General features: G+C 54.9%; 26 protein-coding genes. 10 read left to right on the forward strand and 16 right to left on the reverse strand.

Annotated features, from left to right (window positions below):
- Together NR795_RS03515 and NR795_RS03520 are read left to right on the forward strand one after the other, a co-directional pair.
- Entirely contained in the window at window positions 1-420 is a 420-nt protein-coding gene (locus tag NR795_RS03515; protein ID WP_144812749.1) for a tail fiber assembly protein, read from the forward strand.
- Between the two features lie 224 nt (window positions 421-644).
- Complete coding sequence (locus NR795_RS03520) at window positions 645-995, forward strand: hypothetical protein (RefSeq protein WP_144812746.1); 351 nt, start codon at window positions 645-647, stop codon at window positions 993-995.
- Between the two features lie 55 nt (window positions 996-1,050).
- Here NR795_RS03520 and NR795_RS03525 read toward each other — a convergent pair whose 3' ends face one another.
- The gene (locus NR795_RS03525; RefSeq protein WP_257757163.1) at window positions 1,051-1,254 is read right to left on the reverse strand and encodes a hypothetical protein; all 204 of its coding nucleotides are present in this window, start codon (window positions 1,252-1,254) and stop codon (window positions 1,051-1,053) included.
- Window positions 1,255-1,275: 21 nt separating this feature from the next.
- The gene (locus tag NR795_RS03530) at window positions 1,276-1,758 is read right to left on the reverse strand and encodes a MarR family winged helix-turn-helix transcriptional regulator (protein WP_144812739.1); all 483 of its coding nucleotides are present in this window, start codon (window positions 1,756-1,758) and stop codon (window positions 1,276-1,278) included.
- A 166-nt stretch (window positions 1,759-1,924) separates the two neighbouring features.
- On the opposite strand from NR795_RS03530, the gene zigA reads away from it, so the two are divergent.
- Window positions 1,925-3,166 carry a zinc metallochaperone GTPase ZigA gene (gene zigA / locus NR795_RS03535; protein ID WP_257757165.1) on the forward strand — a complete coding sequence of 414 codons (1,242 nt, stop codon included), beginning with the start codon at window positions 1,925-1,927 and terminating at the stop codon, window positions 3,164-3,166.
- Between the two features lie 46 nt (window positions 3,167-3,212).
- On the opposite strand, the gene NR795_RS03540 is transcribed toward zigA, so the two are convergent.
- Window positions 3,213-4,631 (reverse strand): L-fucose/L-arabinose isomerase family protein, encoded by a 1,419-nt coding sequence (locus NR795_RS03540; RefSeq protein ID WP_144812733.1) that lies wholly within the window; start codon window positions 4,629-4,631, stop codon window positions 3,213-3,215.
- A gap of 218 nt (window positions 4,632-4,849) precedes the next feature.
- On the opposite strand from NR795_RS03540, the gene NR795_RS03545 reads away from it, so the two are divergent.
- The gene (locus NR795_RS03545; RefSeq protein ID WP_144812730.1) at window positions 4,850-5,800 is read left to right on the forward strand and encodes a sugar-binding transcriptional regulator; all 951 of its coding nucleotides are present in this window, start codon (window positions 4,850-4,852) and stop codon (window positions 5,798-5,800) included.
- Between the two features lie 44 nt (window positions 5,801-5,844).
- On the opposite strand, the gene NR795_RS03550 is transcribed toward NR795_RS03545, so the two are convergent.
- From NR795_RS03550 to NR795_RS03585, 8 genes are all read right to left on the reverse strand, one after another.
- Window positions 5,845-6,933 (reverse strand): ABC transporter permease, encoded by a 1,089-nt coding sequence (locus NR795_RS03550; RefSeq protein ID WP_042392568.1) that lies wholly within the window; start codon window positions 6,931-6,933, stop codon window positions 5,845-5,847.
- A 1-nt stretch (window position 6,934) separates the two neighbouring features.
- Window positions 6,935-8,461, reverse strand: coding sequence for a sugar ABC transporter ATP-binding protein (locus NR795_RS03555; RefSeq protein WP_186370503.1), 1,527 nt, complete (start codon window positions 8,459-8,461; stop codon window positions 6,935-6,937).
- Window positions 8,461-9,069, reverse strand: a complete 609-nt coding sequence (locus tag NR795_RS03560; protein ID WP_257757167.1) for a DUF2291 family protein — start codon at window positions 9,067-9,069, stop codon at window positions 8,461-8,463. Before NR795_RS03560 ends, NR795_RS03555 begins: the two co-directional genes overlap by 1 nt.
- A 12-nt stretch (window positions 9,070-9,081) precedes the next feature.
- A complete protein-coding gene (locus tag NR795_RS03565; protein ID WP_144812723.1) occupies window positions 9,082-10,023 on the reverse strand; it encodes a D-ribose ABC transporter substrate-binding protein in 942 nt (313 codons plus the stop codon).
- A 171-nt stretch (window positions 10,024-10,194) separates the two neighbouring features.
- Window positions 10,195-10,455 (reverse strand): PerC family transcriptional regulator, encoded by a 261-nt coding sequence (locus tag NR795_RS03570; protein ID WP_257757168.1) that lies wholly within the window; start codon window positions 10,453-10,455, stop codon window positions 10,195-10,197.
- A 63-nt stretch (window positions 10,456-10,518) separates the two neighbouring features.
- Window positions 10,519-10,770: a late histone H1 gene (locus NR795_RS03575; RefSeq protein WP_144812719.1), complete on the reverse strand. Its 252-nt coding sequence runs from the start codon at window positions 10,768-10,770 to the stop codon at window positions 10,519-10,521.
- Window positions 10,771-10,955: 185 nt separating this feature from the next.
- On the reverse strand, window positions 10,956-11,285 hold the full coding sequence (locus NR795_RS03580) for a lysozyme inhibitor LprI family protein (RefSeq protein ID WP_144812716.1): 330 nt from the start codon (window positions 11,283-11,285) through the stop codon (window positions 10,956-10,958).
- Between the two features lie 138 nt (window positions 11,286-11,423).
- Window positions 11,424-11,663 carry a DinI family protein gene (locus NR795_RS03585; RefSeq protein WP_042392580.1) on the reverse strand — a complete coding sequence of 80 codons (240 nt, stop codon included), beginning with the start codon at window positions 11,661-11,663 and terminating at the stop codon, window positions 11,424-11,426.
- A gap of 155 nt (window positions 11,664-11,818) precedes the next feature.
- On the opposite strand from NR795_RS03585, the gene NR795_RS03590 reads away from it, so the two are divergent.
- Window positions 11,819-12,346: a hypothetical protein gene (locus NR795_RS03590; protein WP_257757169.1), complete on the forward strand. Its 528-nt coding sequence runs from the start codon at window positions 11,819-11,821 to the stop codon at window positions 12,344-12,346.
- Window positions 12,347-12,390: 44 nt separating this feature from the next.
- Here NR795_RS03590 and NR795_RS03595 read toward each other — a convergent pair whose 3' ends face one another.
- From NR795_RS03595 to NR795_RS03610, 4 genes are all read right to left on the reverse strand, one after another.
- Window positions 12,391-12,618: a YccJ family protein gene (locus NR795_RS03595; protein ID WP_144812711.1), complete on the reverse strand. Its 228-nt coding sequence runs from the start codon at window positions 12,616-12,618 to the stop codon at window positions 12,391-12,393.
- 19 nt (window positions 12,619-12,637) lie between these two features.
- On the reverse strand, window positions 12,638-13,234 hold the full coding sequence (wrbA, locus tag NR795_RS03600; RefSeq protein WP_257757170.1) for an NAD(P)H:quinone oxidoreductase: 597 nt from the start codon (window positions 13,232-13,234) through the stop codon (window positions 12,638-12,640).
- Between the two features lie 434 nt (window positions 13,235-13,668).
- Complete coding sequence (lysS, locus tag NR795_RS03605) at window positions 13,669-15,183, reverse strand: lysine--tRNA ligase (protein WP_257757172.1); 1,515 nt, start codon at window positions 15,181-15,183, stop codon at window positions 13,669-13,671.
- Between the two features lie 162 nt (window positions 15,184-15,345).
- Window positions 15,346-15,939, reverse strand: a complete 594-nt coding sequence (locus NR795_RS03610; protein ID WP_257757174.1) for a helix-turn-helix domain containing protein — start codon at window positions 15,937-15,939, stop codon at window positions 15,346-15,348.
- Window positions 15,940-16,058: 119 nt separating this feature from the next.
- Between NR795_RS03610 and NR795_RS03615 the strand changes: the two genes are divergently transcribed.
- From NR795_RS03615 to NR795_RS03635, 5 genes are all read left to right on the forward strand, one after another.
- Window positions 16,059-16,298 carry a helix-turn-helix transcriptional regulator gene (locus NR795_RS03615; protein ID WP_144812699.1) on the forward strand — a complete coding sequence of 80 codons (240 nt, stop codon included), beginning with the start codon at window positions 16,059-16,061 and terminating at the stop codon, window positions 16,296-16,298.
- A 133-nt stretch (window positions 16,299-16,431) separates the two neighbouring features.
- A complete protein-coding gene (gene potE / locus NR795_RS03620; protein WP_257757175.1) occupies window positions 16,432-17,751 on the forward strand; it encodes a putrescine-ornithine antiporter in 1,320 nt (439 codons plus the stop codon).
- 10 nt (window positions 17,752-17,761) lie between these two features.
- Window positions 17,762-19,903 carry a lysine decarboxylase gene (gene cadA, locus NR795_RS03625; RefSeq protein WP_257757176.1) on the forward strand — a complete coding sequence of 714 codons (2,142 nt, stop codon included), beginning with the start codon at window positions 17,762-17,764 and terminating at the stop codon, window positions 19,901-19,903.
- A gap of 321 nt (window positions 19,904-20,224) precedes the next feature.
- Complete coding sequence (locus tag NR795_RS03630) at window positions 20,225-20,416, forward strand: general stress protein (RefSeq protein WP_144812689.1); 192 nt, start codon at window positions 20,225-20,227, stop codon at window positions 20,414-20,416.
- Between the two features lie 166 nt (window positions 20,417-20,582).
- Complete coding sequence (locus NR795_RS03635; protein WP_257757177.1) at window positions 20,583-21,500, forward strand: DMT family transporter; 918 nt, start codon at window positions 20,583-20,585, stop codon at window positions 21,498-21,500.
- A 10-nt stretch (window positions 21,501-21,510) separates the two neighbouring features.
- Here the strand turns inward: NR795_RS03635 and NR795_RS03640 are convergent, their stop codons facing one another.
- Window positions 21,511-21,906: a lysozyme inhibitor LprI family protein gene (locus NR795_RS03640; protein WP_257757178.1), complete on the reverse strand. Its 396-nt coding sequence runs from the start codon at window positions 21,904-21,906 to the stop codon at window positions 21,511-21,513.
- Between the last annotated feature and the right edge of the window lie 37 nt (window positions 21,907-21,943).

A 21,943-nucleotide genomic window follows, 5' to 3' on the forward strand; every position in this document is an offset into this window, starting at 1 on the left:
ATGAATTATTTATATAGCCCGTCAGCGGGCGGATTTTTTCCACTGTCGGATAAAGACATTTTTATTGCGGCCAATCTCTGGCCGTCAGACGGCATCGACATTACGGAGAGTGAACACGATGCGCTCTTTCCTGTACCAAACGATAAAATTATTGGGTTGAATAACGGTAAGCCTGCCTGGCTCGACTTACCGCCGCCCACTGACGCACAGCGTATTGAGCAGGCGGAACTGTATCGGCAAGCACTGTTAAAACAGGCAGATGATATGACCGCCGACTGGCGAACAGAGCTGTTACTGGATGAAATCAGCGCGGTGGACAGAGAAAAGCTCTCCGCATGGATGGCCTATAAAAGGGCAGTCAAAGCTGTGGATATTGCTACGGCTCCTGAGATCGCCTGGCCAGCTCTTCCAGCCAGTTAAAGGCCGCCCGGGTGATAGGGCCTGCGGGTCGGAGCATGACGCGGTGACTGCCCTGGCGAGGGCAGTCTTTACCTGAGAATGATTCTTAAGGCTGGCAGAAACGGGGAGGGAGGCTACACTGTCGAGGATACCTTTTTTACCCGCATATCTGTTTCACGGTATCGCCATAACGAAAGCCGCACGATCGCTGTGGGGTGTACGATGATGAAATCAGGGTGTTATAGATGAAAACCCCTGTACATTGCGGGCTAGATTGTTTAGCGTCGTACCGTTTTAGATTTCCGGCAAAAGAAGCAACTGGCACAGATATGAATAGATTTAATGATAAAAGATTGACTGATATTGTGCTGGGAGAAGCCATTCTTGCTCTTTTGAGCGAAGGCGATCCCATAACGCCATACAGCCTGATGGAAAAACTTCAGCTTATGGCCATTTCAGAGAAAATGGCGTTCAGAAAGCAGGCGTGTACCAACGCCGTCGTTGAAGTGCAAAGCAGCCTTATGGCGCAATCCTCGGAGTACGGCAGCGTTCAGGCAGGCAGTGAATATCCTCCCAGCAGTAAGATGATCCACTGATAGTCTGACGTTACTTCAATCCACACTCACTTCCACAGGAAGTCCGCCGCAGGGATCATCGTACCCTGTCGGCGATTGCGCGCATGGCCATAACGTAGTCCTGCTTACGCATGCCGTCAGCGGTCTGCTGTGCCTGTTCCTGGAGAAACGCCATCATGTTTTGTGCCTCCAGCGGCTTACCGGTATTCAGCATCTGTGACGCCATCTGTCCTATCAGCGCGTGAATATCGTCACTGCTCTCAAGCTGTAAGTTTTCCAAAGCGTTTACTCCGACCGGCCCTTAAGGGATAGCGTTAATCAATTTCTGCCGCAGTGCGGCTACCCTAACCGTTAGATCGGACAGCTCTTCAATTGGCGTATCCATCACGGAAATCATGTCTGCCGGAACGCCGGCGGCGCGAATCTTTAACGCCTCTCCCTGCCCGGTGAGCGAGATCAGTACCTTGCGCTCATCGCGGCCCACGTCACGCCGTCTGCTAATCAACCCCGACTCTTCAAGCCGCTTCAGCAGTTGGCTGAGGGTACCGGAGTCGAGCTGCACGCGCGCACCAATCTCAGAAACCGTCACGTTATCCTTTTCCCATAGCGCCAGCAGAACTAAATACTGCGGGTAGGTCAGCCCCAGAGGTTTCAGCCGCGACTGGTAGAGCTTGGTCATGGCCAGAGAAGCGGAGTAGAGGGCAAAACAGAGGAACTGATCCACTGTTACAGGTGCTTCGCTCTGCGGCGGAACGCCACAGGCCTCGATTTTATCGTGTTCCATATCATCACTATGTTCAGTCAGCGTTCGGTTTAGAAACAGCAAGCTAACCGTCTCGTTACATGGATGTAAATATTGATCTAAATACAATTGATGTCAATTTAATATCCTCTTTTCCACCCTGAATTGTTATGTTATAACATCAACAAAATAACGAAGGGTGAGTAAAATGGCAGAAGCACGGATAACAACAGGCGAAGTAAAAAGATTACCGGTCACCGTACTGTCCGGTTTTTTGGGCGCAGGGAAAACCACGCTGCTTAACCATATCCTGAACAACCGGGAGAGCAGGCGCGTCGCTGTTATCGTTAATGATATGTCGGAGGTCAATATCGATGCCGCGTTGGTCAGAGGCGGAGGAGCCGAGCTGTCGCGCACCGATGAGAAACTGGTAGAGATGAGTAACGGCTGTATCTGCTGCACGCTGCGGGAAGATCTGCTGATTGAGGTGAACCGGCTGGCACGAGAAGGGCGGTTTGACCAGCTGGTGATCGAGTCCACCGGTATCGCTGAGCCGCTGCCGGTGGCGGAAACCTTTACTTTTGCCGACGATGAGGGGCGAAGCCTCGCGGACGTCGCCCGCCTCGACACCATGGTTACCGTTATTGATGCCTTTAACTTTCTCAATGACTACGGCTCTGAGGAGAGCATCCACTCGCGGGGAGAGTCATTAGGAGAGGACGATACCCGTAGCGTGGTGGATCTGCTGATCGAGCAGGTGGAGTTTTGCGATGTGCTGGTGATTAACAAGATCGATCTGATCGGCGACGAGCAGCAGCGTAGGCTGCTGGCCATTCTGCGCTCCCTCAACCCTGGGGCAAAAATAGTGAGGGCGCAGTTCGGTCAGGTGCCGCTCAGCGAGGTATTGAATACCGGCCTGTTTGATTTCGCCAAAGCCGCCCAGTCACCGGGCTGGCTCAAAGAGCTACGCGGGGAGCATACCCCAGAGACGGAAGAGTATGGCATCACCAGCTTTGCCTATCGCGCCCGTCGGCCTTTTCACCCGGCCCGCTTCGCACAGGTTATGGAAAACGAACTCACGGGCGTAGTGCGCTCGAAAGGCTACTTCTGGCTGGCTAGCCGACCAGAGTTTGCTGGCTCATGGTCGCATGCGGGAGGCGTAGCGCGTCAGGGGTTGGCTGGCAGCTGGTGGACAAGCATCCCCCGGGAGCGCTGGCCGCAAGACGAGGAGTCGTTGCAGTTTATTATGGCTAACTGGCTTGAGGGCGTCGGCGATGCCCGCCAGGAGCTGGTGTTTATCGGCATGGAGATGGACGAGGCGCGGCTGCGGGCGCAGCTGAATGCGGCCCTGCTGACGGATCGGGAGATGGCCGAAGGCCCGCAGCGGTGGACTCATTACGAGGATCCTATCGACCCGTGGTTTGGAGATGAAGATGAAGATGAAAAATGAGGATTAACGTTTTATGCCGGGCAAGCGCCCGGCATAACCCTGACTCCTAACGGTGCAGATAGGTGCTGACCCCAAGGTAGCGGGTGAAGGCCTCCTGCAGAATCTCGGCGCTGGCGGAGTGGTTCATGGCGACGTGATGCTCGAAACCGTTGCGGCAGATCCACGCCAGCAGGTTCTCCAGGTGCGGAACCTGAATCACTGCCCGGCAGCCGACGGTATCCAGCGGATCGTCCACCGACTGGCCCTCGCCGACGTAGGCTTTGATCTCGCCGGTGAGATCGTCCGTGCTCAGGCGGAAGTAGGTCAGATTGCCACTCTTCAGCCGACCATGCACCGCCCCGCAGGTGTTCTCCTTCCCAACGGTGGTACCGATGATGTCGGCGGTGCCCATATGCGGATCCTCAAGGCTGGCCGCAGCGAAGTTACCGCAGTGGAACAGGACGCATTTGTCGCGATCGTCGCCAAAGTTGTTGTTCCAGTCGGCAATTGAGGCGGGGCTCATGTTGCTGCTGGCGAGGGCGTACATCGACAGCGCCCCCATCACATCCACCTCGCAGGCGCTGGGCATCAGCTGTCCGGACATAATGCTCATGATCGAGCAGACGTTGATGCCCAGGTTCTCCTGCAGCGAGGTCCAGCACTGGATAGCGGTAGTATCGATATCATTAGCAATCACCCACTCGCTGATCACCACAAACAGCTTCGCCATGGTAACAATTTTATCTGCCGGGATGCCGCTGGCGTCGGCGTTGTCGAGCAGCAGGCGGCGCTTCTCATCGACACGGATATCGTCATCGCGCAGCTGCTTAACCCGGGTAAAGACCTCGGAAAGATCCAGCGTCTCTACGGCGATGCCCAGCCGCTCAAGCAGCTTCTCGCTGTAGCGCACGGTGTTGAAGCCCGCCGGGCGCGCGCCGATGGCCCCAACGCGCACGCCGCGCATGCTGCTCACCACGCGGCAAATCTGCTCGAAGCGACGGAGATCTTTTTCAAACACCTCGCCGCTGAGGGCACAGACGTGCTGAGTAGTTAACGTAAAGGGGATGCCGTACTGGCGCATGTTGTTGCAAAGGGAGATCTTGCCGCAGAAGCTGTCCCGGCGGGTGGCGAGCCCCATTTTATCGAGGTTGTCCTCTTCGGCCTGGATCAGCACCGGCACGTTGAGGCCCGAAAGACGCAGGGTCTCCGCCACCGCCTTCTCATCACCAAAGTTAGGCAGCAGCACCACCACACCGTGAATGTCATCCCGGTGGGCGCGAAACAGCTCGGCGCAGATCTTCGCATCCTGGCGGGTTTCAACCCCGCCCAGCTCGGTCTGCGTCTCATCCAGCATAATGGTGTTAATGCCCAGGCGGGCAAAGAGCGCGGTGGCCTGCTCGCGCGCTTCGGCCACCAGATAGCTGGGGAAGAATCCCCGGTTACCAATAATAACGCCCATGGTCAGGTTCTGCGGAATTCGGGACATTGTTCTCTCCAGTAATCGGCTTGAATATATATTCATTTATGATTTATTATTCATTAGAGTAAGATATGCGCTACTTTTCCCTTTGTCACCACGCGCATAGCCTATTTTCTGAGAAAGGAGAAAACGATCACAGTTGGTTCAGCAAGCGAAAGCAAGGCGTGCTTGTTATCTATTCAGGTATGCATAAAAATAACAGACAGAAAATCAAGGGGAACGCTATGTCTAAGCAGGATGAACAACGCTTGCTGGTGAAGATCGCCACGCTCTATTACAGCGAAAACAAAAAGCAGTCTGAAATTGCCTCGCTGCTGCACCTGTCACAATCTTTTGTCTCACGCGCGCTGACGCGCTGCCAGAAAGAGGGCCTGGTTAAGATCACCGTTGTCCAACCGACCAATATTTTTGTCGAACTGGAGAAGGCGATTGAGGAGCGCTTTGGCATTCGCCAGGCCATCGTGGTGGATATCGGCGAGAACGCCAGCAACGGGCAGCTCAAACACGCCATCGGCAGCGCGGCGGCGCACTATGTTGAAACGCGCCTGCGGCCGGAGGATCTGGTGGGTATCTCCTCCTGGAGCAGTACCATTCGTTGCATGGTGGACGAGATGCACCCGCAGAATATCCGGGCGGCAGGGGTGATCCAACTGCTGGGCGGCGTTGGCCCCAACGGCAACGTGCAGGCGACGATCCTCACCCAGCAGCTGGCGGCGCACCTCGGCTGTCCGGCGTGGCTGCTGCCCTCTCAGAGTATTGAACACTCGGTGGAGGAGCGCGCCCGGCTGGTGAACAGCCCGGATGTGGCGGCGGCGGTAGCCAAATTTGACGAGGTGGATGTCGCCATCGTCGGCATTGGCGAGCTTGAGCCGTCTCAGCTGCTAAAAAATTCCGGTAACTACTACAACGAAGAGATGCTGACGCTGCTGGCAGAGCGCGGGGCGGTGGGGGATATCTGCCTCCACTACTACGATGCCGCCGGTAACCCGGTGCTGAGCCAGGAGGAGGATCCGGTTATCGGCATGGAGCTGGCGCAGATGCGCGCCTGCCAGCACGTGATCGCCCTGGCGGGTGGCCTGGAAAAAAGCAACGCCATTCGCGGCGCGCTGGAGGGAAACTATATCGATGTGTTAATTACCGACTTCGCCACCGCTCGCAGCCTGATGAAGAAGTAATCCGCCTCTCCCGGGCAGACACGCCCGGGGTAGAGGTGCAGGGGCTACTTACCTTCCATTACCGCTTTCTGCGCCACCACCGCGGCTTTCTGCTGCATGCGGTTTTGCATCTGGTCGATGATAACCGCCACGATAATCACGATGCCTTTAATCACCATCTGCCAGAACTCGCTGACGCCCATCATGACCAGCCCATCGGCAAGGAAACCGATCACGAAAGCGCCGATCAGCGTGCCGAGAATGGTGCCGCGCCCGCCTGCCAGCGAGGTCCCGCCAAGCACCACCGCCGCGATAGCGTTCATCTCAAAAGCGGTGCCGTTAGCCGGATGGCTGGCCACCAGCTGCGCGGAGACCACGATCCCGGCAATCGCCGCACACAGGCCGGAGAGCATATAGACCAGGATCTTAACCTGCTTGACCTTGACGCCGGAGAGCTCGGCGGCGCGCTCGTTATCGCCAATGGCATAGACGTGGCGACCAAAGGGCAGGCGGCGTGCAACGTAGGCGATAATCAGCGCCAGCACGATCATCATCCAGATCGCCCACGGAATGCCGAACAGCGTTCCGGCTCCGATCTCATCAAAGCCGGTATTGCCCAGCAGCGGGTTTCCGGACAGACCGGGAAAGGTCTGTCCATCGGAGGTCAACATTGCCGCCCCGCGCAGGACGTACATTGTGCCAAGGGTGCAGATAAAGGGCGCGACGTTGTAGCGGGTGATGATCCAGCCGTTGGCCGCGCCGATCAGGGCGCCGATCAGCAGCACCACGGGTACGATCACCCAGACGCTGGGGAAGATGGCAATACCAAACATCGGCAGCACGATGCCTTTAGTGATCATCCACCCGGCAATCATTCCGCACAGGCCCAGCGTCGCGCCGATAGAGAGGTCGATCCCGGCGGTGATAATCACGAAGGTGATCCCGAGCGCCAGGAAGGCGTTGATAGCGATATGCTTGATCATGATCACCATGCTGCCTGCCGACAGGAATCCCGGCACCATCACCGTAAAGAAGCCGACAATAAGAAAAAGGGCGATAAAGGTACGTAGCTTCAGCAGAATAAGCAGGATATTTTCGCGGGACAGCGAGGCCGCGCCGCGCGGTGTTAACGTAGCCGACTGGACTGTTTTCATCTTAAAACCCCTGAGCACTTGCTGTGACCAGCGCTGATTCTTCGGCCCGATCGCGAACGATATCGGCGGTGAGTTTGCCGCCGGACATCACCAGAATACGGTCGGAAACCGCCATAATTTCTTTTAAATCCGAGGTGGAGAAGACCACCGCGATACCCTGCTGCGAGAGCTGGACCATCATGCGAAACACATCCGCTTTCGCGCCGACGTCAATGCCCCGCGTCGGCTCATCAAGAAACAGCACCCTGGGATTGGTCAGCAGCGAGCGGCCAATCACCACCTTCTGCTGGTTGCCGCCGCTCAGGGCCTGGATCTCTACCTGCGGGGAGGAGACCTTGATCGACAGATCGCCGATGGTGCCTGCCACGACGGCATCCTCCTCTTTGCTGGCAATGGTGAGCCCACGCTGCAGGCGTCGCCACAGGCTGGCGATGGTCAGGTTGCTTGCCACTGAGGAAATAGGGAAGATCCCGGTCCGCTTGCGGTCTTCCGGCACCAGGCTCATGCCCATCCGGATGCGATCGGCGGTCGCCAGACGCTGGGGCACCGGCTTGCTGTCGAGCCAGAGCTTGCCGAAGTAGTTGCGCTCGGTGCCCAGCAGGCACTCGAACAGCTCGGTGCGTCCGGCCCCCATCAGGCCGTAAATACCGACGATCTCTCCGGCATGGACCTTAAAGCTAACGTCGTTAACCACCGTGTTGCCCGCGGCGTTAACGCAGGTAATGTGCTCAGCCTCCAGCAGCGGCGGCCCAAAGGTGCGTCCCGGTTCGAGAAAGTTACTCACCGGATCGCTACCGAGCATCTCACGGACAATCCACGGCACGTCGATATCTTTTACCTTCGCTTCCGCCTGGAACTTGCCGTCGCGCAGGATGGTAATGACGTCGCCGATGGCCATCAGCTCCTCCAGACGGTGCGAAATATAAATGATCGTCACCCCCTGGCGAGTCAGCTCGCGGATCACGCGAAAAAGGATCTCTACTTCGGTTTTACTCAGCGCCGAGGTGGGTTCGTCAAGGATCAGAATATCCGCATCCTCCGCCAGCGCTTTGGCGATCTCTATCAGCTGCTGCTGGCCGACCTTGAGGTTACCGACCAGCTCACGCGGGGAGATGGGCTGGTCAAGGCGCAGCAACAGCTCGGCGGCGCGACGCTCCTGCTCGCCTTCATTGATGGGGGCAACGCCTTTTTGCAGTTCGCGGCCAAGAAAAATATTCTCGGCCACGTTAAGGTTTTCAAACAGATTTAGCTCCTGATGCACCATGCCGATCCCGTGGGCCGCCGCTGCGCGAGTGCTTGGGAAGTGCACCGGCTCGCCGTTCAGCAGGATCTCGCCAAGGCTGGGCTGCTGGACACCGGCCAGGATCTTCATCAGCGTCGATTTACCGGCCCCGTTCTCGCCAATAATGACGTTAACCTTGCCGCGCCAGACGTTGTAATCAATGTTATCCAGCGCCACGGTGCCGGGAAAGAGCATCGAGATACCGCGGGTGCGCAGGATAATGTCATCCACCGGAGTAACGCTCATTATGGGGCCTCCTGTTTGACATCCAGAGCGGCAGCATCCTGGGCTTTGCCGTTGGCCAGCGTGACGGCAAACAGCACGGTTGCAGGCTTACCGTTCCAGCTGGCGTCGATTTTCGGCAGATGCTTCGCGGCCTCGCGGTTATAGGCGCGAGAGAGCTGGGCGAACTGAACCTGGTTAGTAAAGTCTTCAAACTTAAAGCCGGTGGCATCGCGAATGGCGTTGCCACGCATCACCGGCCCAAGCTGGATCGTCAGCGGCTGGTTGTCGACCGTGAACGTCAGCTTCTGCTCGCGCGCGTTGCTGATATCAACGGCGGTCACCTGGCTAGTCAGGCGAACAAAAACGCTCCTGGGTGCGCCGCTGGCGGCTTTCAGCTGGCTGGCAAACGCGCTGGCATCCAGCGCATGTTGGTTAGCGGCATCCATAACACGGGATTGCCAGGTCTGTTGCGCGATCTGCTGCGGGGTCAGATTGTCGAAATTCTGTTTCGCATTTGGATCGACAGGCATGATTGGCTTGCCGTTTTCATCCAGATCCACCACCGTGCAGGCCGTCAGCAACAGGGTGGTGCACCCTATCAGCGCGACACCCCATTGTTTTACGCCCATAGCGCCTCCGCCTTACTCGCTGAGTTTGAACATGTTGAGTTTTTTAGCGTTTGACTCATCGATCAGGACGCAATCCATCAGCTGTTTTTCGTCTTTCTGCGCTTTGCCGTTTTTCAGGAAGTAGTCCGCCTGTTCAACGGCCATCTGCGCCTGCTCCCAGCCCGGCTGCAAAACGGTGGCTTTGATATTGCCTTTGTTAACAATGGAGTCGCGGGTATAGTCGCTGCCGTCGAAGCCAACGACGATAACATTGGTCTTACCGGCGGCCTTCAGTGCGGCCTCGGCACCTAATGCCATGGTGTCGTTGCCAGAGATCACACCAACGATGTCTGGATTCGTCTGCAGAATGGCTTCCATACGGTTAAAGGCTTCGGTCTGGCTCCAGTTGGCGGTCTGCTGTGCCACCATCTTCATGTCTGGGTAGTCGTCCAGAATGTCGTGATACCCCTGAGAGCGGACGCTGGCGTTGGTGTCCGACTGGCGACCCAGCAGCTCTACATAGGTACCTTTGCCATCCAGCAGCTTGGCAAACTTCTCGGCACCCAGCTGCGCGCCCTGGTAGTTGTTAGAGACGATCTGCGCCACGGCGATGCCGGTTTTGTTAATCTCGCGATCGATCAGGAAGGTCGGAACGCCTGCGGCCTTGGCTTTCTCCAGCGGCCCGACGGTGGCATCTGCGCCGGCATTATCGAGAATAATCGCTTTCGCCTTACGGGCGATGGCGGTCTCGATCAGCTGGTTTTGTTTGTTTACATCATCGTCATGCGAGGCGACAAGGGTGGTGTAACCTAGCTCTTTGGCTTTCGCCGCCGCGCCATCGGCCTCTGCTTTAAAGAAGGGGTTGTCGTGGGAAGGGGTAATGATAGCAATCAGTCCGTTATCAGCAGCAAACAGCGAACCGGAAGCGGCGATCATAGAAGCGAGCAGTACGGATTTAACAAAGGTAGCGTTCATCGTTTTCTCCACATTGAATATTTATTCAATAATGATTTATTATTCATGTTAACGATAAAGCCGAGTTGTAAAACTGTCTACGGTTTGCGCAGGTAATTTCTTAAAAGGAGAAAAGGATCACGGTCTATAGCATGAAAGGCATGAAGCCGGGGAGGAGGTACATGCAGGCTGCTATTTTGTCGCCAGCAGCATGCGGAGACGCTTATGGCATTTTTGGCCGCCTTCACTGCCTGCGCTACTGCTTGCCATTCGCAGGCAGGCTTCACGGCGCAGGGCAATTCGCTCCCGCGCACGGTCAGTCTCAACGCAATCAAAAATATGCAGCCAGCGGGTGGCGGCCCGACGCCAGAGCCCTGCACGCTCAAGCGCTTCAGCAATAGCGTCGTTCAGCAGCATAGCTTCGGTTAGGGTCGATGATTCTGTTTCGGACATAGTTAATAGCCGTTAAATCAGTGAGAAAGCGCGGCAGATAAAATCCGCCGCGTAGAGAGGGGCTTAGCGTTTAGCCGCATTTTTGACGTCAGCTTTCGCGTTATCGCAAGCGGCCTGATTGTTAGCGCAGGCATCTTTCGCCGCCTGGGCCTGTTTTTGTGCAGTGGCTTTAGCGGTTGATTTTGCCTGAGTGCACTGGGTTGGGTTATCCTGGCAGGCGGTTTTGGCATTTGCCGCAACCTGACCGTTCGCAGCGCTGGCCGCGCCGCAGACCAGTAATGTACAGACACCCAGCATCATGGCTAACTTTTTCATCGTAATACCTTTTGTTAAAAGATTTTTTCGGTAAAGCACAGCCAGGCTGCGCTGTATTTCCTTGCGCCAGCGATAATACAGGGATATGGCATCCCATAGTCTTGCTAATTAATTTCAACGCGTAACAATGTGCCAGCACTTTTTAATAATGTTACTTTTTTGGCAGCTATTAACTGAAAGGATCGCTAGAGGGGCTTGTTAATAGTGAGGTACATCGCGTTGAGCTGCTGTAAACGGCTATTATAGGCGTTAGTTAAACAGGTAATATTGCCGCCACACTGCCGTCGATGGTTAAGCCACGCCTGCTGGGCATCCTGCATATCACCCTGTGTACCCATGGCAAACAGGCCGCGCAGGAGTCGGTATGTCGTTGTCATTTCTACATCTTTGTCGTTGAGCATCAGGTTAGTGCAAATTGCCTTTTCATCTGCTGATCTGGCTTTTGTGCAGTCGAAGCTGGCAGCGCTGGTGGTAAAAGAAATAAAAAGAGCACAGCTCAGTACTGCTTTTTTCATCTCGGGTCCTTTCTCATTTTTAAAATGATATATGGTGTCTGATTAATAAGTTGAGTTAATGTTATTTGGTTGGTGAATATTTAAATCAGCGTGGTGCGGATAAGTATGGCATATATAAAAAAACCGCCGAAGCGGTTTTTATTCTGCGACTAGCCACATATCGGCTTCGTCAAACATCTCTTCCAGCATGCGGTTCAATTTCTCTCTGTCGCTTTTACTGGCGTCGCTGTTTAGCCCATTGGCCTGCATGGGTTTGACGCGTACCTCGGCGTCCGGGAAGATGCGGTGAACCCGACGCGTTAGCTCGTCCAGGATAATTTCACGCGCGCCCGGCAGCCCGGCCACGTTTCGCTTGTCATACACTAATTCAACAAACACACATCTACCCTCGAAGCCTGGTTATATATACAGGCGTTACTATAGAAGGCTTGCCAACCAAGGTAAAGCAAAATACGTCGCTGCCGGGTTGCGCTTTATCATATTCATAGTTAAAGCTTTAGTGTGGGGTGTAAGCATATACAGGAGTAATACCGATGAAAATTGTTTGTCTGGGGTGGGGATCGCTGGTCTGGAAGTCTGGCGCTCTGCCAGTGGCAAGTGAGTGGCACGCTGATGGTCCTGAGCTGCCCATAGAGTTTACGCGCGTCAGTGACGGCGGTGAACTGGCTACCGCCATCTGCATTAACGCTACGCCTGTCCCGGTGCTCTGGGCAACGTTGGCAACCCACTCTCTTCGCGAAGCGTGTCAGGCGCTTCGCGAGCGGGAGGGGATCCCCGAGGAGCGGGTGGACGGCGTAGGGTCGTTAACGCTCTCTTCTCAGACCACAGGACTGCTCGCCGACTGGGCCCGCGGGCGCGGCATCGAGGCAATTATTTGGACGGCACTGCCGGCACGCATTGATGACATTGAGGGCAAAGTCCCCACGCCGGAAGCGGCGATCGCTTATCTGCGGGGCCTGACGGGAGAGGAGGGGGAACATGCCAAAAGCTATATTCAACAGGTACCGGAACAGATTGATACGGGCTATCGGCGAGAAATCAGAGCGGCATTAGGCTGGTAAGACATGACTAACACTCCCCCGCACAGGCGGGGGAGGCGAGGGAGTTAAACGTTTTTACGCTCGATGGTTTGTTCACCCCAGAACAGTGAATCTGCATCGGTTTTCTTGAAGGCACGAATCAGCACTTCGTCATTTCCCTCTTCCCAGATCTTTTCTGCCAGCTTCTCGTCGTAGTTGGCAACTTCAAAAATGGCTTCGGCAATTTCTGGCGAAGTATTACGGATACTTGCCCATTCGCCGACGTGATGAGCTTTTGCTTCCTGATTTGGCATCTTACTTCTCCTGTTAGGGTTAACCTTTTAACTTAACGGCCAGGCCGGCCACGTATTCGCCCTGATAGCGGGCAATAGCCAGCTCTTCCTCGCTGGGCTGGCGGGAACCGTCGCCACCCGCAATGGTCGTCGCGCCGTATGGCGTACCGCCGCGAACTTCAGAGATATCGAACAGCTCTTTTGTGCCATAGCCAATCGGCACAATCACCATCCCATGATGTGCAAGCGTAGTCCATGTCGAGGTGATTGTGTGCTCCTGCCCGCCACCCGTACCGGTGGAGCTGAATACGCTGGCAACCTTGCCATAGAGGGCTCCGGACGCCCACAGGCCGCCCGTCTGATCAAAGAAGGTGCGCATCTGCCCAGACATGTTGCCGAAACGCGTCGGCGTACCCACGATAATGGCGTCGTACTCAGCCAGCTCCTGCGGGGTAGCGACCGGGGCGGACTGTGCCTTACCGCCTGATTTCTCAAACAGCTCCTGCGGCATCGTTTCTGGTACGCGCTTAATCACTACCTCAACGCCTTCCACCTTTCCTGCGCCTTCAGCCACGGCGTGCGCCAGGGTTTCAATGTGCCCATACATGGAATAATAAAGAACCAGAACCTTTGCCATCTTTTCACTCCTCGGTTGCCATCAGGGTATAGTTAAAGATATGCCGTCAGGCTGAGAGTGCAAATCGGATCGCGCTTATTTTACAGCGGGATTAGCATGCCACAGGGGCAAACTAATCCCGGAAGGCAGAGAAAACGGGTAATTTATTATGTCATTTTCTGTAACAAATTTACCGCGTGCGCTTCTGAGCGGGTGCGATATTTAATATCGATATCCAGTGAGAGGTTTGCTGTGACATTAAACACTGTCGTCTGGCCATAACACTCCATATTACTGTTCAGGAGATCGCCAGATAATACTTTGCAACCCGTTAACGTGGTAGCAAGCGTAAATTCTCCTTTTTCATTAAGGGTACACAGGCAGCCGGTATTGACATTGTAGTGGATAATAATGCTGCACAATTCACTCCTCCTGTAAGGCGTATTTTTGCTGATTCATGGCTGTTTAACCGGACGCAACGCCGGGAAAAGGATCACATCGCGAATAGAGGGAGCATTAGTAAACAGCATCACCATGCGATCGATACCAATACCTAACCCGGCGGTAGGAGGTAACCCGTACTCAAGCGCCGTCACGTAGTCCTCATCATAAAACATCGCTTCGTCATCCCCGGCCTCTTTCGCCATCACCTGCTCTCTAAAGCGCTCGGCCTGATCTTCGGCATCATTAAGCTCAGAGAAGCCGTTGCCAATCTCTCTGCCGCCAATGAAAAACTCAAAGCGATCGGTGATGTCCGGATTGGCGTCGTTTCTGCGCGCCAGCGGCGAGACCTCTGCCGGATACTCGGTAATGAACGTAGGCTGGATAAGGTGCTTTTCGGCAACCGCATCGAAGAGTTCGGTAATAATACGGCCATACCCCCAGCCCGCCTCAATCTTAATATCCAGGCGCTCGGCAAGACGCAGCGCCGCCTCCAGCGTGGCCAAATCCTCAGCGACGATGCCCTCCCCGTAGCGGAGGATCGCCCCGGTCATGGTCAGGCGGTCAAAGGGGCGGCCAAAATCAAACGTCCAGTCGCCGTACTGAACGGTCGTCGTGCCCAACACCGTCTGGGCAACGTGCCGGAAGAGCGATTCGGTAAAGGTTATCAGGTCGTTGTAGTCAGCATAGGCCTCGTACATCTCCATCATAGTGAACTCAGGGTTATGACGGACGGAGATGCCCTCGTTGCGAAAATTGCGGTTGATTTCGAATACCTTCTCGAAGCCGCCAACCACCAGCCTTTTAAGATAGAGCTCTGGCGAAATACGCAGATACATCTGCTGATCAAGGGCATTATGGTGGGTCATAAACGGCCTTGCTGATGCGCCGCCGGGAATGGCCTGCATCATTGGCGTCTCTACCTCCAGAAAGCCACGGGCCTGCATGAAGGCGCGAATGGCGCTGAGAATGTGTGAACGCGTAACAAAGGTGCGTCGCGTGCTATCGTTGACGATCAGGTCCACGTAGCGCTGGCGATAGCGCATCTCGCGATCCGCCAGGCCATGAAACTTATCGGGGAGCGGCCGTAGCGCTTTGGTTAGAGGGGCGATCCGGCTGGCGTGCAGGGTGAGCTCGCCGGTCTGGGTTTTAAACAGCGTGCCCTCAACGCCGATGATATCGCCCAGATCGCAGCGTCTGATGTGCTGCTGATACTGCACCTCCCCCAGAGAGGATTGGGCGGCATAGATTTGGATCTTACCGCCGCAGTCCTGTAAAACCAGGAAGGCCGCTTTGCCCATAATGCGGCGTGACATGACGCGCCCGGCAATAGCGACCTGAACATTTTCGGCCTGTAGCGTCGCGGTATCACACTCTGCATAGCGCGCATAAAGCGCGTCAGCGGTTCTGTTCCGGCGAAAATCGTTTGGGAAAGCGATCCCCTCTTCGCGTAGCTGCGCCAGCTTCTCGCGACGTACTTCCCGCTCACCCGTTAACGCTTGCTCAAACACTGCTCTCTCTTCGCTCATAGCCGCTCCTTGTGTATCGCTGTTTTCACAACAATTGTTTTCACAACAATCGTTTTCGAAACAATCTACGACCAGGCAGCCAGCAAAAGCAAGCGTTTTTCTCTAAAATGAGATCATGTTGATCTTAATTGGGGTTACGTGAACCGCTAACAAACGCCCTGTTCAGGCGTCGCGCTTAATCTTACTGATAATGGCCATCGCTTCCTGCATAAACCGGGCTTTTTCGCTGGTAGAGAGTGAGGCGATATGTCGGGCCAGCGGACCAAATATTTCGGCATGGTTCATTATCCCCTGCACCCCCTCTTTATGAATAACGCGCAGCAGCGCCTCACGTTCGCTGTCATCCAGCGACGAGTAGACCATTGACCAGGCAAACTGCAGCGGATCGTCTACCGGCTTAGGCGTGGTATGCCATTTCGCCTCGGTCTCTTTAAGCTCGCGTGGGTTACGCTCGCTGCCGCCGTAGGCCAGCCACTCCAGAGAGACGTTCTCCCGCTCAGCAATTTTTATTGCCACGTTAAACGAAGGGTCGGTTCCCCGGCTGATGTAGTTATTTAGCGTGGAGTAGGGAAGCTGCCACTCTTCGGCCGCCGCCCGGGTACTGCGGTTACCAATCAGTAGCCTTAGCCTGTCCGCCAGCGTCTCCTGCCCGGCTGTACGGTATGAAATTGTCTCTTCGCCTTCCATTTTTAGTCCATCCGCGACGGTGTAGGTAGTCTGATCTTCATAGAGATCACAAAACGAGTTTAGAATCACAAATTCTTCAGATAACGCTTTTATTCATCTCAAAAGAGATCAATGATACTACCACGTTATCACCAGGTGATTAGCGTTCGGGATTATCCCATAGGGTTGAAGAAGAGGTTAGATGAATTATGAGTAAAGTTGAAGCCACGCAGATGGACTGGTGTCGTATCGACATTGTCGCCGCGCTTCACAAGCGCGGGTACTCGATACGTGAACTGTCGATCCAGGCCGGTCTCAAACCGGACACCTTAAAAAACGTGCTCTCACGAGCCTATCCGAAAGCAGAGCGCATCATTGCCGACGCCATTGGCGTAGAGCCTGCACAGATCTGGCCAAGCCGTTATGCCAAGCAGAAGGATACGCACTAACAGAGGCACTCGCTGGCGGAAAATAAACTCCGCCGTGCCGTTAACTATTCCGCGTAATAGAACAGACGCTTTATCAACAGGACAGTAATTAACCATTACTGGCAATCTATTTTTATATCTGTAAGAGGGTGTTATGAGTCAGCCTGGAAATAAAATGGGTGTACTCCAGCTCACCGTATTAACTGCGGTTAACATGATGGGCTCAGGGATTATTATGCTGCCGACGAAATTAGCCGAGGTCGGGACAATATCTATTCTGTCATGGTTGGTCACGGCATTAGGCTCGCTGGCGCTGGCCTTCGCTTTCTCTAAGTGTGGCCTGTTTAGTCAAAAGAGCGGCGGCATGGGGGGCTACGCAGAATATGCATTTGGTAAGTCAGGAAACTTTATTTCCAACTATACCTATGCTATTAGCCTGTTAATTGCCAATATTGCCATCGCTATTTCCGCAGTGGGTTACGGCAGCGATCTTCTCGGCGTCGTCCTCTCGCCGGTGGGCGCGTGCGTGGCGACCATCGGCGTGATATGGGTGACCACCATCTGTAACTTTGGCGGGGCAAAAATCACCGGGCGTATTGGCTCCGTGACCGTCTGGGGCGTGATTATCCCGGTAGTCGGCCTGAGCATTTTTGGCTGGTTCTGGTTCAAGCCCTCGCTCTATATCAGCGCCTGGAACCCTAACCACAGCAGCTTCTTCTCTGCGGTCTCTACCTCTATTTCCATGACGCTGTGGGCATTTCTCGGTCTGGAGTCAGCCTGCGCCAACATGGACGCGGTTGAGAACCCGCAAAAGAATGTCCCTATAGCCGTTTTCGGCGGAACCCTGGCCTGTGCCGTCGTTTATATCCTGTCGACGAATGTCATCTCCGGCATTGTGCCTAATGCCGACCTGCTGAACTCCACAGCGCCTTTTGGCCTCGCTTACGCCAGCATGTTTACCCCCTTCGTGGGTAAAGTCGTGATGTTGCTGATGACCCTGGCCTGTATTGGTTCCCTGTTGGGGTGGCAGTTTACCGTGGGCCGCGTTTTTAAATCATCGGCGGATATCGGTTATTTCCCGCGGATTTTCTCCCGCGTCACGAAAGCCGACGCACCCGTGGTTGGCATGATCGTTCTCGGCATTATCCAGACCCTGCTGGCGCTAATGACCATTAGCCCATCCCTGAATAAACAGTTTAACAGTTTGGTTAATCTGGCCGTTATAACCAACCTCATCCCCTATGTGCTCTCAATGGCAGCGCTTATTCCCATGCAGCGCCTGGCCGGGGTCACCAAGTCCCAGTTCCGCATCAATACCTGTACCGCCGTGATTGGCACCGTCTACAGCTTCTATGCCCTCTACGCATCTGGCGAAGAGGCGATGATGCTCGGCGCACTTACCACCTTTGCGGGCTGGTCGTTCTGGGGAATTTTTATTGATAAGCAAGACAAACACACACTGATAAATAAATAAGGATATTAAGATGAAGACCATAGCAATAATGAATCACCCTGGCGTTATTTTTAAAGAGACCGCACTGCAGGAGCTGGGCCAGCGCTTAAGTGCCATGGATTTCCGTATTCTCTATCCCGAGAATACTGACGATCTGTTGGGGCTCATTAACAATAACGCCAAAATCTGTGGCGTGGTGATTGATTGGGATAGCTATAATCTCAGTCTGACCCAGCAGATCGGCGCGCTTAACGATCGGCTCCCGATCTATATGTTTGCCAATAAGAACAGCGCGCTCGATCTGACGCTGCGTGACTTAGAAGCTAATATTCACTTCTTTGAGTACGCCCTCGACGTTGCCTGCGATATTGCCAATAAAATCCAGCAGGTAACGGAAGCTTATTACGACAAAATTCTGCCGCCGCTGACGAAGGCACTTTTTAACTATGTGAACGCTGGGAAATATACCTTCTGTACGCCCGGCCATATGTCGGGAACCGCGTTTCAGAAGAGCCCGGTGGGTAGCCTGTTTTACGACTTCTTTGGTGCCAACACTATGAAGTCGGACATCTCGGTATCGGTGACGGAGCTAGGCTCGCTGCTGGATCACTCGGGTCCTCACAAAGAAGCAGAGGAGTATATCGCCCGTACCTTCAATGCCGAGCGTAGCTATATGGTGACCAACGGCACCTCTACGGCCAATAAAATTGTCGGCATGTACGCTGCGCCGGTGAAAAGCACGGTGCTGATCGATCGTAACTGCCATAAATCCCTGACGCATCTGCTGATGATGAGCGACGTTACGCCGATCTACCTGCGGCCTACCCGTAACGCCTTCGGCATTTTAGGGGGCATTCCGCAGAGCGAGTTTTCACACAGGGCGATCCAGCAGAAGGTTAACGCTACGCCGGGAGCGAGCTGGCCGGTGCACGCGGTGATCACCAACTCTACCTACGACGGCCTGCTGTATGACACCGACTATATCAAGCAAAACCTGGAGGTGAACTCGATCCACTTTGATTCTGCCTGGGTGCCCTATACCAATTTCAACCCTATCTACAAAGGGCTGTGCGGCATGAGCGGCGAGCGCACAGAGGGTAAGGTGATCTATGAAACGCAGTCGACCCATAAGCTGCTGGCGGCATTTTCCCAGGCGTCCATGATCCATATTAAGGGCGACTTTAACGAGGAGACGTTTAACGAATCCTTTATGATGCACACCTCCACGTCGCCTCACTACGGTATCGTCGCCTCCATTGAGACCGCGGCGGCGATGATGGAGGGGAGCGCGGGTAAACGGCTGGTGCAGGACGCTATCGATCGCGCTATCTCCTTCCGTCAGGAGATCAAAAAGCTTAGCGCCGAGAGCGACAGTTGGTTCTTTGATGTCTGGCAGCCTGAGGATATCAGCACCACCGAGTGCTGGCCGCTGAAAGGGGAGGAGACCTGGCACGGCTTCAGGAATATCGATGACGACCATATGCATCTGGATCCGGTGAAGGTGACGCTGTTAACGCCGGGGATGAATAAGCAGGGCGAAATGACGGAGCGCGGTATTCCAGCATGGATCGTCTCGAAATACCTCGACTATCATGGCATCGTTGTTGAGAAGACCGGCCCCTACAATCTGCTATTCCTGTTCAGCATCGGGATTGATGAAACCAAGGCGTTGAGCCTGCTGCGTGCCCTGACAGACTTCAAGCGCGAGTACGACAGTAACAAGCGTATTAAAGAGATGATGCCTGCGCTCTATGCCCTTGATCCTGAATTCTATAAGGAGATGCGTATTCAGGAGCTGGCCCAGGGTATGCACGAGGTGATCAGTAAGCATAACCTGCCTGAGCTGATGTATCGCGCCTTTGAGACCTTACCAAAAATGGTGATGAACCCGTGGGCCGCGTGGCAGAAAGAGATAAACGGTGACATTGAGGAGGTCTACATCGATGAGATGATTGGTCGCGTCAATGCCAATATGATCTTGCCCTATCCGCCGGGGGTACCGCTGGTTATGCCAGGTGAGATGCTAACGGAAGATAACCGTCCGGTGCTGGAGTTTATTCAGATGCTATGCGAGATCGGCTCACACTATCCTGGTTTTGAGACTGATATTCACGGCGCGTATCGCAAGGCAGACGGCAGATACACGATTAAGGTCTTAAAAAATAATCACTAATCCTTGATTTTGGGTCATGAGCGGCGGGCGCAAAGCCCGCCGATGCCAGCGAGCTAACAGGCTGTAGCAAATTGACACACTTTTGGTCAGCTTCATTTCTCAAGATATAAGAAAGGCTTATTAATTGAAAGCCGCACAAACCCTACTTTTGCCTGATATCCTGTTGCAGAATATTACTGTCTGCTGGCCGTCGATGCCGTTTGCACTAGGCTTATCTCTACGCGGCGACGAAATATCTACTTTTTATACGCCGTCAGGTGAAAGAATTGTCTTTTACTGAATGCAGTATGATGTCTAATGTATTGATTCTGGAGGTCAGAAATGGCAGAACATCGTGGTGGTTCTGGTAACTTCGCAGAAGATCGTGAAAAAGCATCAGAAGCAGGTCGTAAAGGTGGCCAGCACAGCGGGGGTAACTTCAAAAACGACCCTGAGCGCGCATCCGAAGCTGGCAAAAAAGGGGGCAAAAGTAGCCATGGTGGTGGCGGCCAGGGCGGCGGCAATAACCGCTAAATGCCAGTACCATCGCAGCGTAAGATAAGTTAATAGTATGACCTCTTACGTTTGTCCCGCCGTCGGGTTCGCCCGGCGGTTTTTTTATGCCTTTTTTCTGCCAAATCGTTGAACTGACTCCTCTACCATCGCACACTACGGGGCTTCGTCCTGGGCTGGTGGTAAAATGACCCCGTTTTTCTCTCGCTATAAATTCTCTGTTAAGCCGCAAGAGGCACTCCTGATCCTCATCACAATGTTCTGGGGCGGCACGTTTTTGGCCGTTCAGTACGCGGTGACCCTGAGCGGTCCGCTCTTTTTTGTCGGCCTGCGCTTTGCCACGGCGGCTATTGCGGTTGCGCTGCTCTCCCTTAAGGTGCTGCGCGGCATAACCTGGCTTGAGATCAAGGCCGGGGTGGCCATCGGTGTCTCTATCGCCTTCGGCTATGGCCTGCAAACCTGGGGACTGCAAACCATCTCCAGCAGCAAGTCCGCTTTTATTACGGCGATGTATGTGCCACTGGTGCCGCTATTGCAGTGGCTTTGCCTCGGCAGGCTGCCGGGCCTGATGTCCTGCGTGGGCATCGCCCTGGCCTTTGGCGGGCTGGTTTTGCTGGCGGGGCCGGAGGGTAACATGCTGGCGATGGGGGAGGGGGAGTGGATCACCCTGGTCAGCGCGGTCGCCATTGCCGCTGAAATTATTCTCATCAGCGCCTGGGCGGGCAAGGTGGATATCCGGCGGGTGACCGTCATTCAGCTAGCTACCGCCTCGGTGGTAGCCTTTGCCGCCACAGGTCCGGCGGGCGAGTCCGTGCCGTCGTTCTCTCCTGCGCTGCTGCTGGTGGCCGCCGGGCTGGGTATCTTCAGCGCGATTATTCAGGTCACTATGAACTGGGCCCAGCGCAGCGTATCCCCAACCCGGGCAACGGTGATCTATACCGGCGAACCGGTGTGGGCAGGTATTTTTGGACGTCTGGCAGGGGAACGTCTGCCGCTGCTGGCGCTGTTCGGTGGGGCGCTAATCGTGCTTGGGGTGCTGGTGAGCGAGCTTAAGCTCAGCAGAAAAAAAGCGCCGTCGGCGACGGCGTCGTTAAACGAAGAGTAGCGTGACGCGGTCAGTTCGCAGGCGGCAGCGGGCAGCTGAGATCGCCCTCTTCGCACTGCATCAGCGAGGCCAAAAAGGCTTCGCGCTCGGCGGTTTTATCATGCAGGCACTGGTTATGGATCATTGGCTGCACGCTTCCCCCTTCGGTACCCGAAGCGATCAGCGCGCAGTCGGCGTCGCGCACGCTAATCCACGTCTGCTGTGCCTTCTTCAACAGCTCGCGCTGGGGTGCGGCGGCCCGCTGCAGGGCGGCCTGATACGTCTCATTGAGCTTTTTATCCGCTGCCTGATACTGCTGCGCGGTACAGCTGTTTAGATCGGACTGGGTGCTGGCATTGTCACACTCGTCCGCCAGCGCGCCGGTGCTTAACAGCAAAGCCACGCCTGCAATAAATAAAGGTTTCATTTTGCCTCCAAATGAAAAAGCCGGATACGCTGTGCTT

Source organism: Pseudescherichia sp. L3 (assembly GCF_024656065.1).
GTDB lineage: Bacteria > Pseudomonadota > Gammaproteobacteria > Enterobacterales > Enterobacteriaceae > Pseudescherichia.

Excerpts from the sequence above, each read along its gene's own strand:
- NR795_RS03575 (WP_144812719.1), bottom strand. The coding sequence starts at position 10,770 with ATGAAAAAGTTAGCCATGATGCTGGGTGTCTGTACATTACTGGTCTGC.
- NR795_RS03635 (WP_257757177.1), top strand. The coding sequence starts at position 20,583 with ATGACCCCGTTTTTCTCTCGCTATAAATTCTCTGTTAAGCCGCAAGAG.
- wrbA (WP_257757170.1), bottom strand. The coding sequence starts at position 13,234 with ATGGCAAAGGTTCTGGTTCTTTATTATTCCATGTATGGGCACATTGAA.
- NR795_RS03515 (WP_144812749.1), top strand. The coding sequence starts at position 1 with ATGAATTATTTATATAGCCCGTCAGCGGGCGGATTTTTTCCACTGTCG.
- NR795_RS03615 (WP_144812699.1), top strand. The coding sequence starts at position 16,059 with ATGAGTAAAGTTGAAGCCACGCAGATGGACTGGTGTCGTATCGACATT.
- NR795_RS03540 (WP_144812733.1), bottom strand. The coding sequence starts at position 4,631 with ATGTCCCGAATTCCGCAGAACCTGACCATGGGCGTTATTATTGGTAAC.
- potE (WP_257757175.1), top strand. The coding sequence starts at position 16,432 with ATGAGTCAGCCTGGAAATAAAATGGGTGTACTCCAGCTCACCGTATTA.
- NR795_RS03555 (WP_186370503.1), bottom strand. The coding sequence starts at position 8,461 with ATGAGCGTTACTCCGGTGGATGACATTATCCTGCGCACCCGCGGTATC.
- NR795_RS03580 (WP_144812716.1), bottom strand. The coding sequence starts at position 11,285 with ATGAAAAAAGCAGTACTGAGCTGTGCTCTTTTTATTTCTTTTACCACC.
- NR795_RS03590 (WP_257757169.1), top strand. The coding sequence starts at position 11,819 with ATGAAAATTGTTTGTCTGGGGTGGGGATCGCTGGTCTGGAAGTCTGGC.
- zigA (WP_257757165.1), top strand. The coding sequence starts at position 1,925 with ATGGCAGAAGCACGGATAACAACAGGCGAAGTAAAAAGATTACCGGTC.
- lysS (WP_257757172.1), bottom strand. The coding sequence starts at position 15,183 with ATGAGCGAAGAGAGAGCAGTGTTTGAGCAAGCGTTAACGGGTGAGCGG.
- NR795_RS03630 (WP_144812689.1), top strand. The coding sequence starts at position 20,225 with ATGGCAGAACATCGTGGTGGTTCTGGTAACTTCGCAGAAGATCGTGAA.
- NR795_RS03570 (WP_257757168.1), bottom strand. The coding sequence starts at position 10,455 with ATGTCCGAAACAGAATCATCGACCCTAACCGAAGCTATGCTGCTGAAC.
- cadA (WP_257757176.1), top strand. The coding sequence starts at position 17,762 with ATGAAGACCATAGCAATAATGAATCACCCTGGCGTTATTTTTAAAGAG.
- NR795_RS03595 (WP_144812711.1), bottom strand. The coding sequence starts at position 12,618 with ATGCCAAATCAGGAAGCAAAAGCTCATCACGTCGGCGAATGGGCAAGT.
- NR795_RS03640 (WP_257757178.1), bottom strand. The coding sequence starts at position 21,906 with ATGAAACCTTTATTTATTGCAGGCGTGGCTTTGCTGTTAAGCACCGGC.
- NR795_RS03530 (WP_144812739.1), bottom strand. The coding sequence starts at position 1,758 with ATGGAACACGATAAAATCGAGGCCTGTGGCGTTCCGCCGCAGAGCGAA.
- NR795_RS03565 (WP_144812723.1), bottom strand. The coding sequence starts at position 10,023 with ATGAACGCTACCTTTGTTAAATCCGTACTGCTCGCTTCTATGATCGCC.
- NR795_RS03550 (WP_042392568.1), bottom strand. The coding sequence starts at position 6,933 with ATGAAAACAGTCCAGTCGGCTACGTTAACACCGCGCGGCGCGGCCTCG.
- NR795_RS03520 (WP_144812746.1), top strand. The coding sequence starts at position 645 with ATGAAAACCCCTGTACATTGCGGGCTAGATTGTTTAGCGTCGTACCGT.
- NR795_RS03545 (WP_144812730.1), top strand. The coding sequence starts at position 4,850 with ATGTCTAAGCAGGATGAACAACGCTTGCTGGTGAAGATCGCCACGCTC.
- NR795_RS03560 (WP_257757167.1), bottom strand. The coding sequence starts at position 9,069 with ATGGGCGTAAAACAATGGGGTGTCGCGCTGATAGGGTGCACCACCCTG.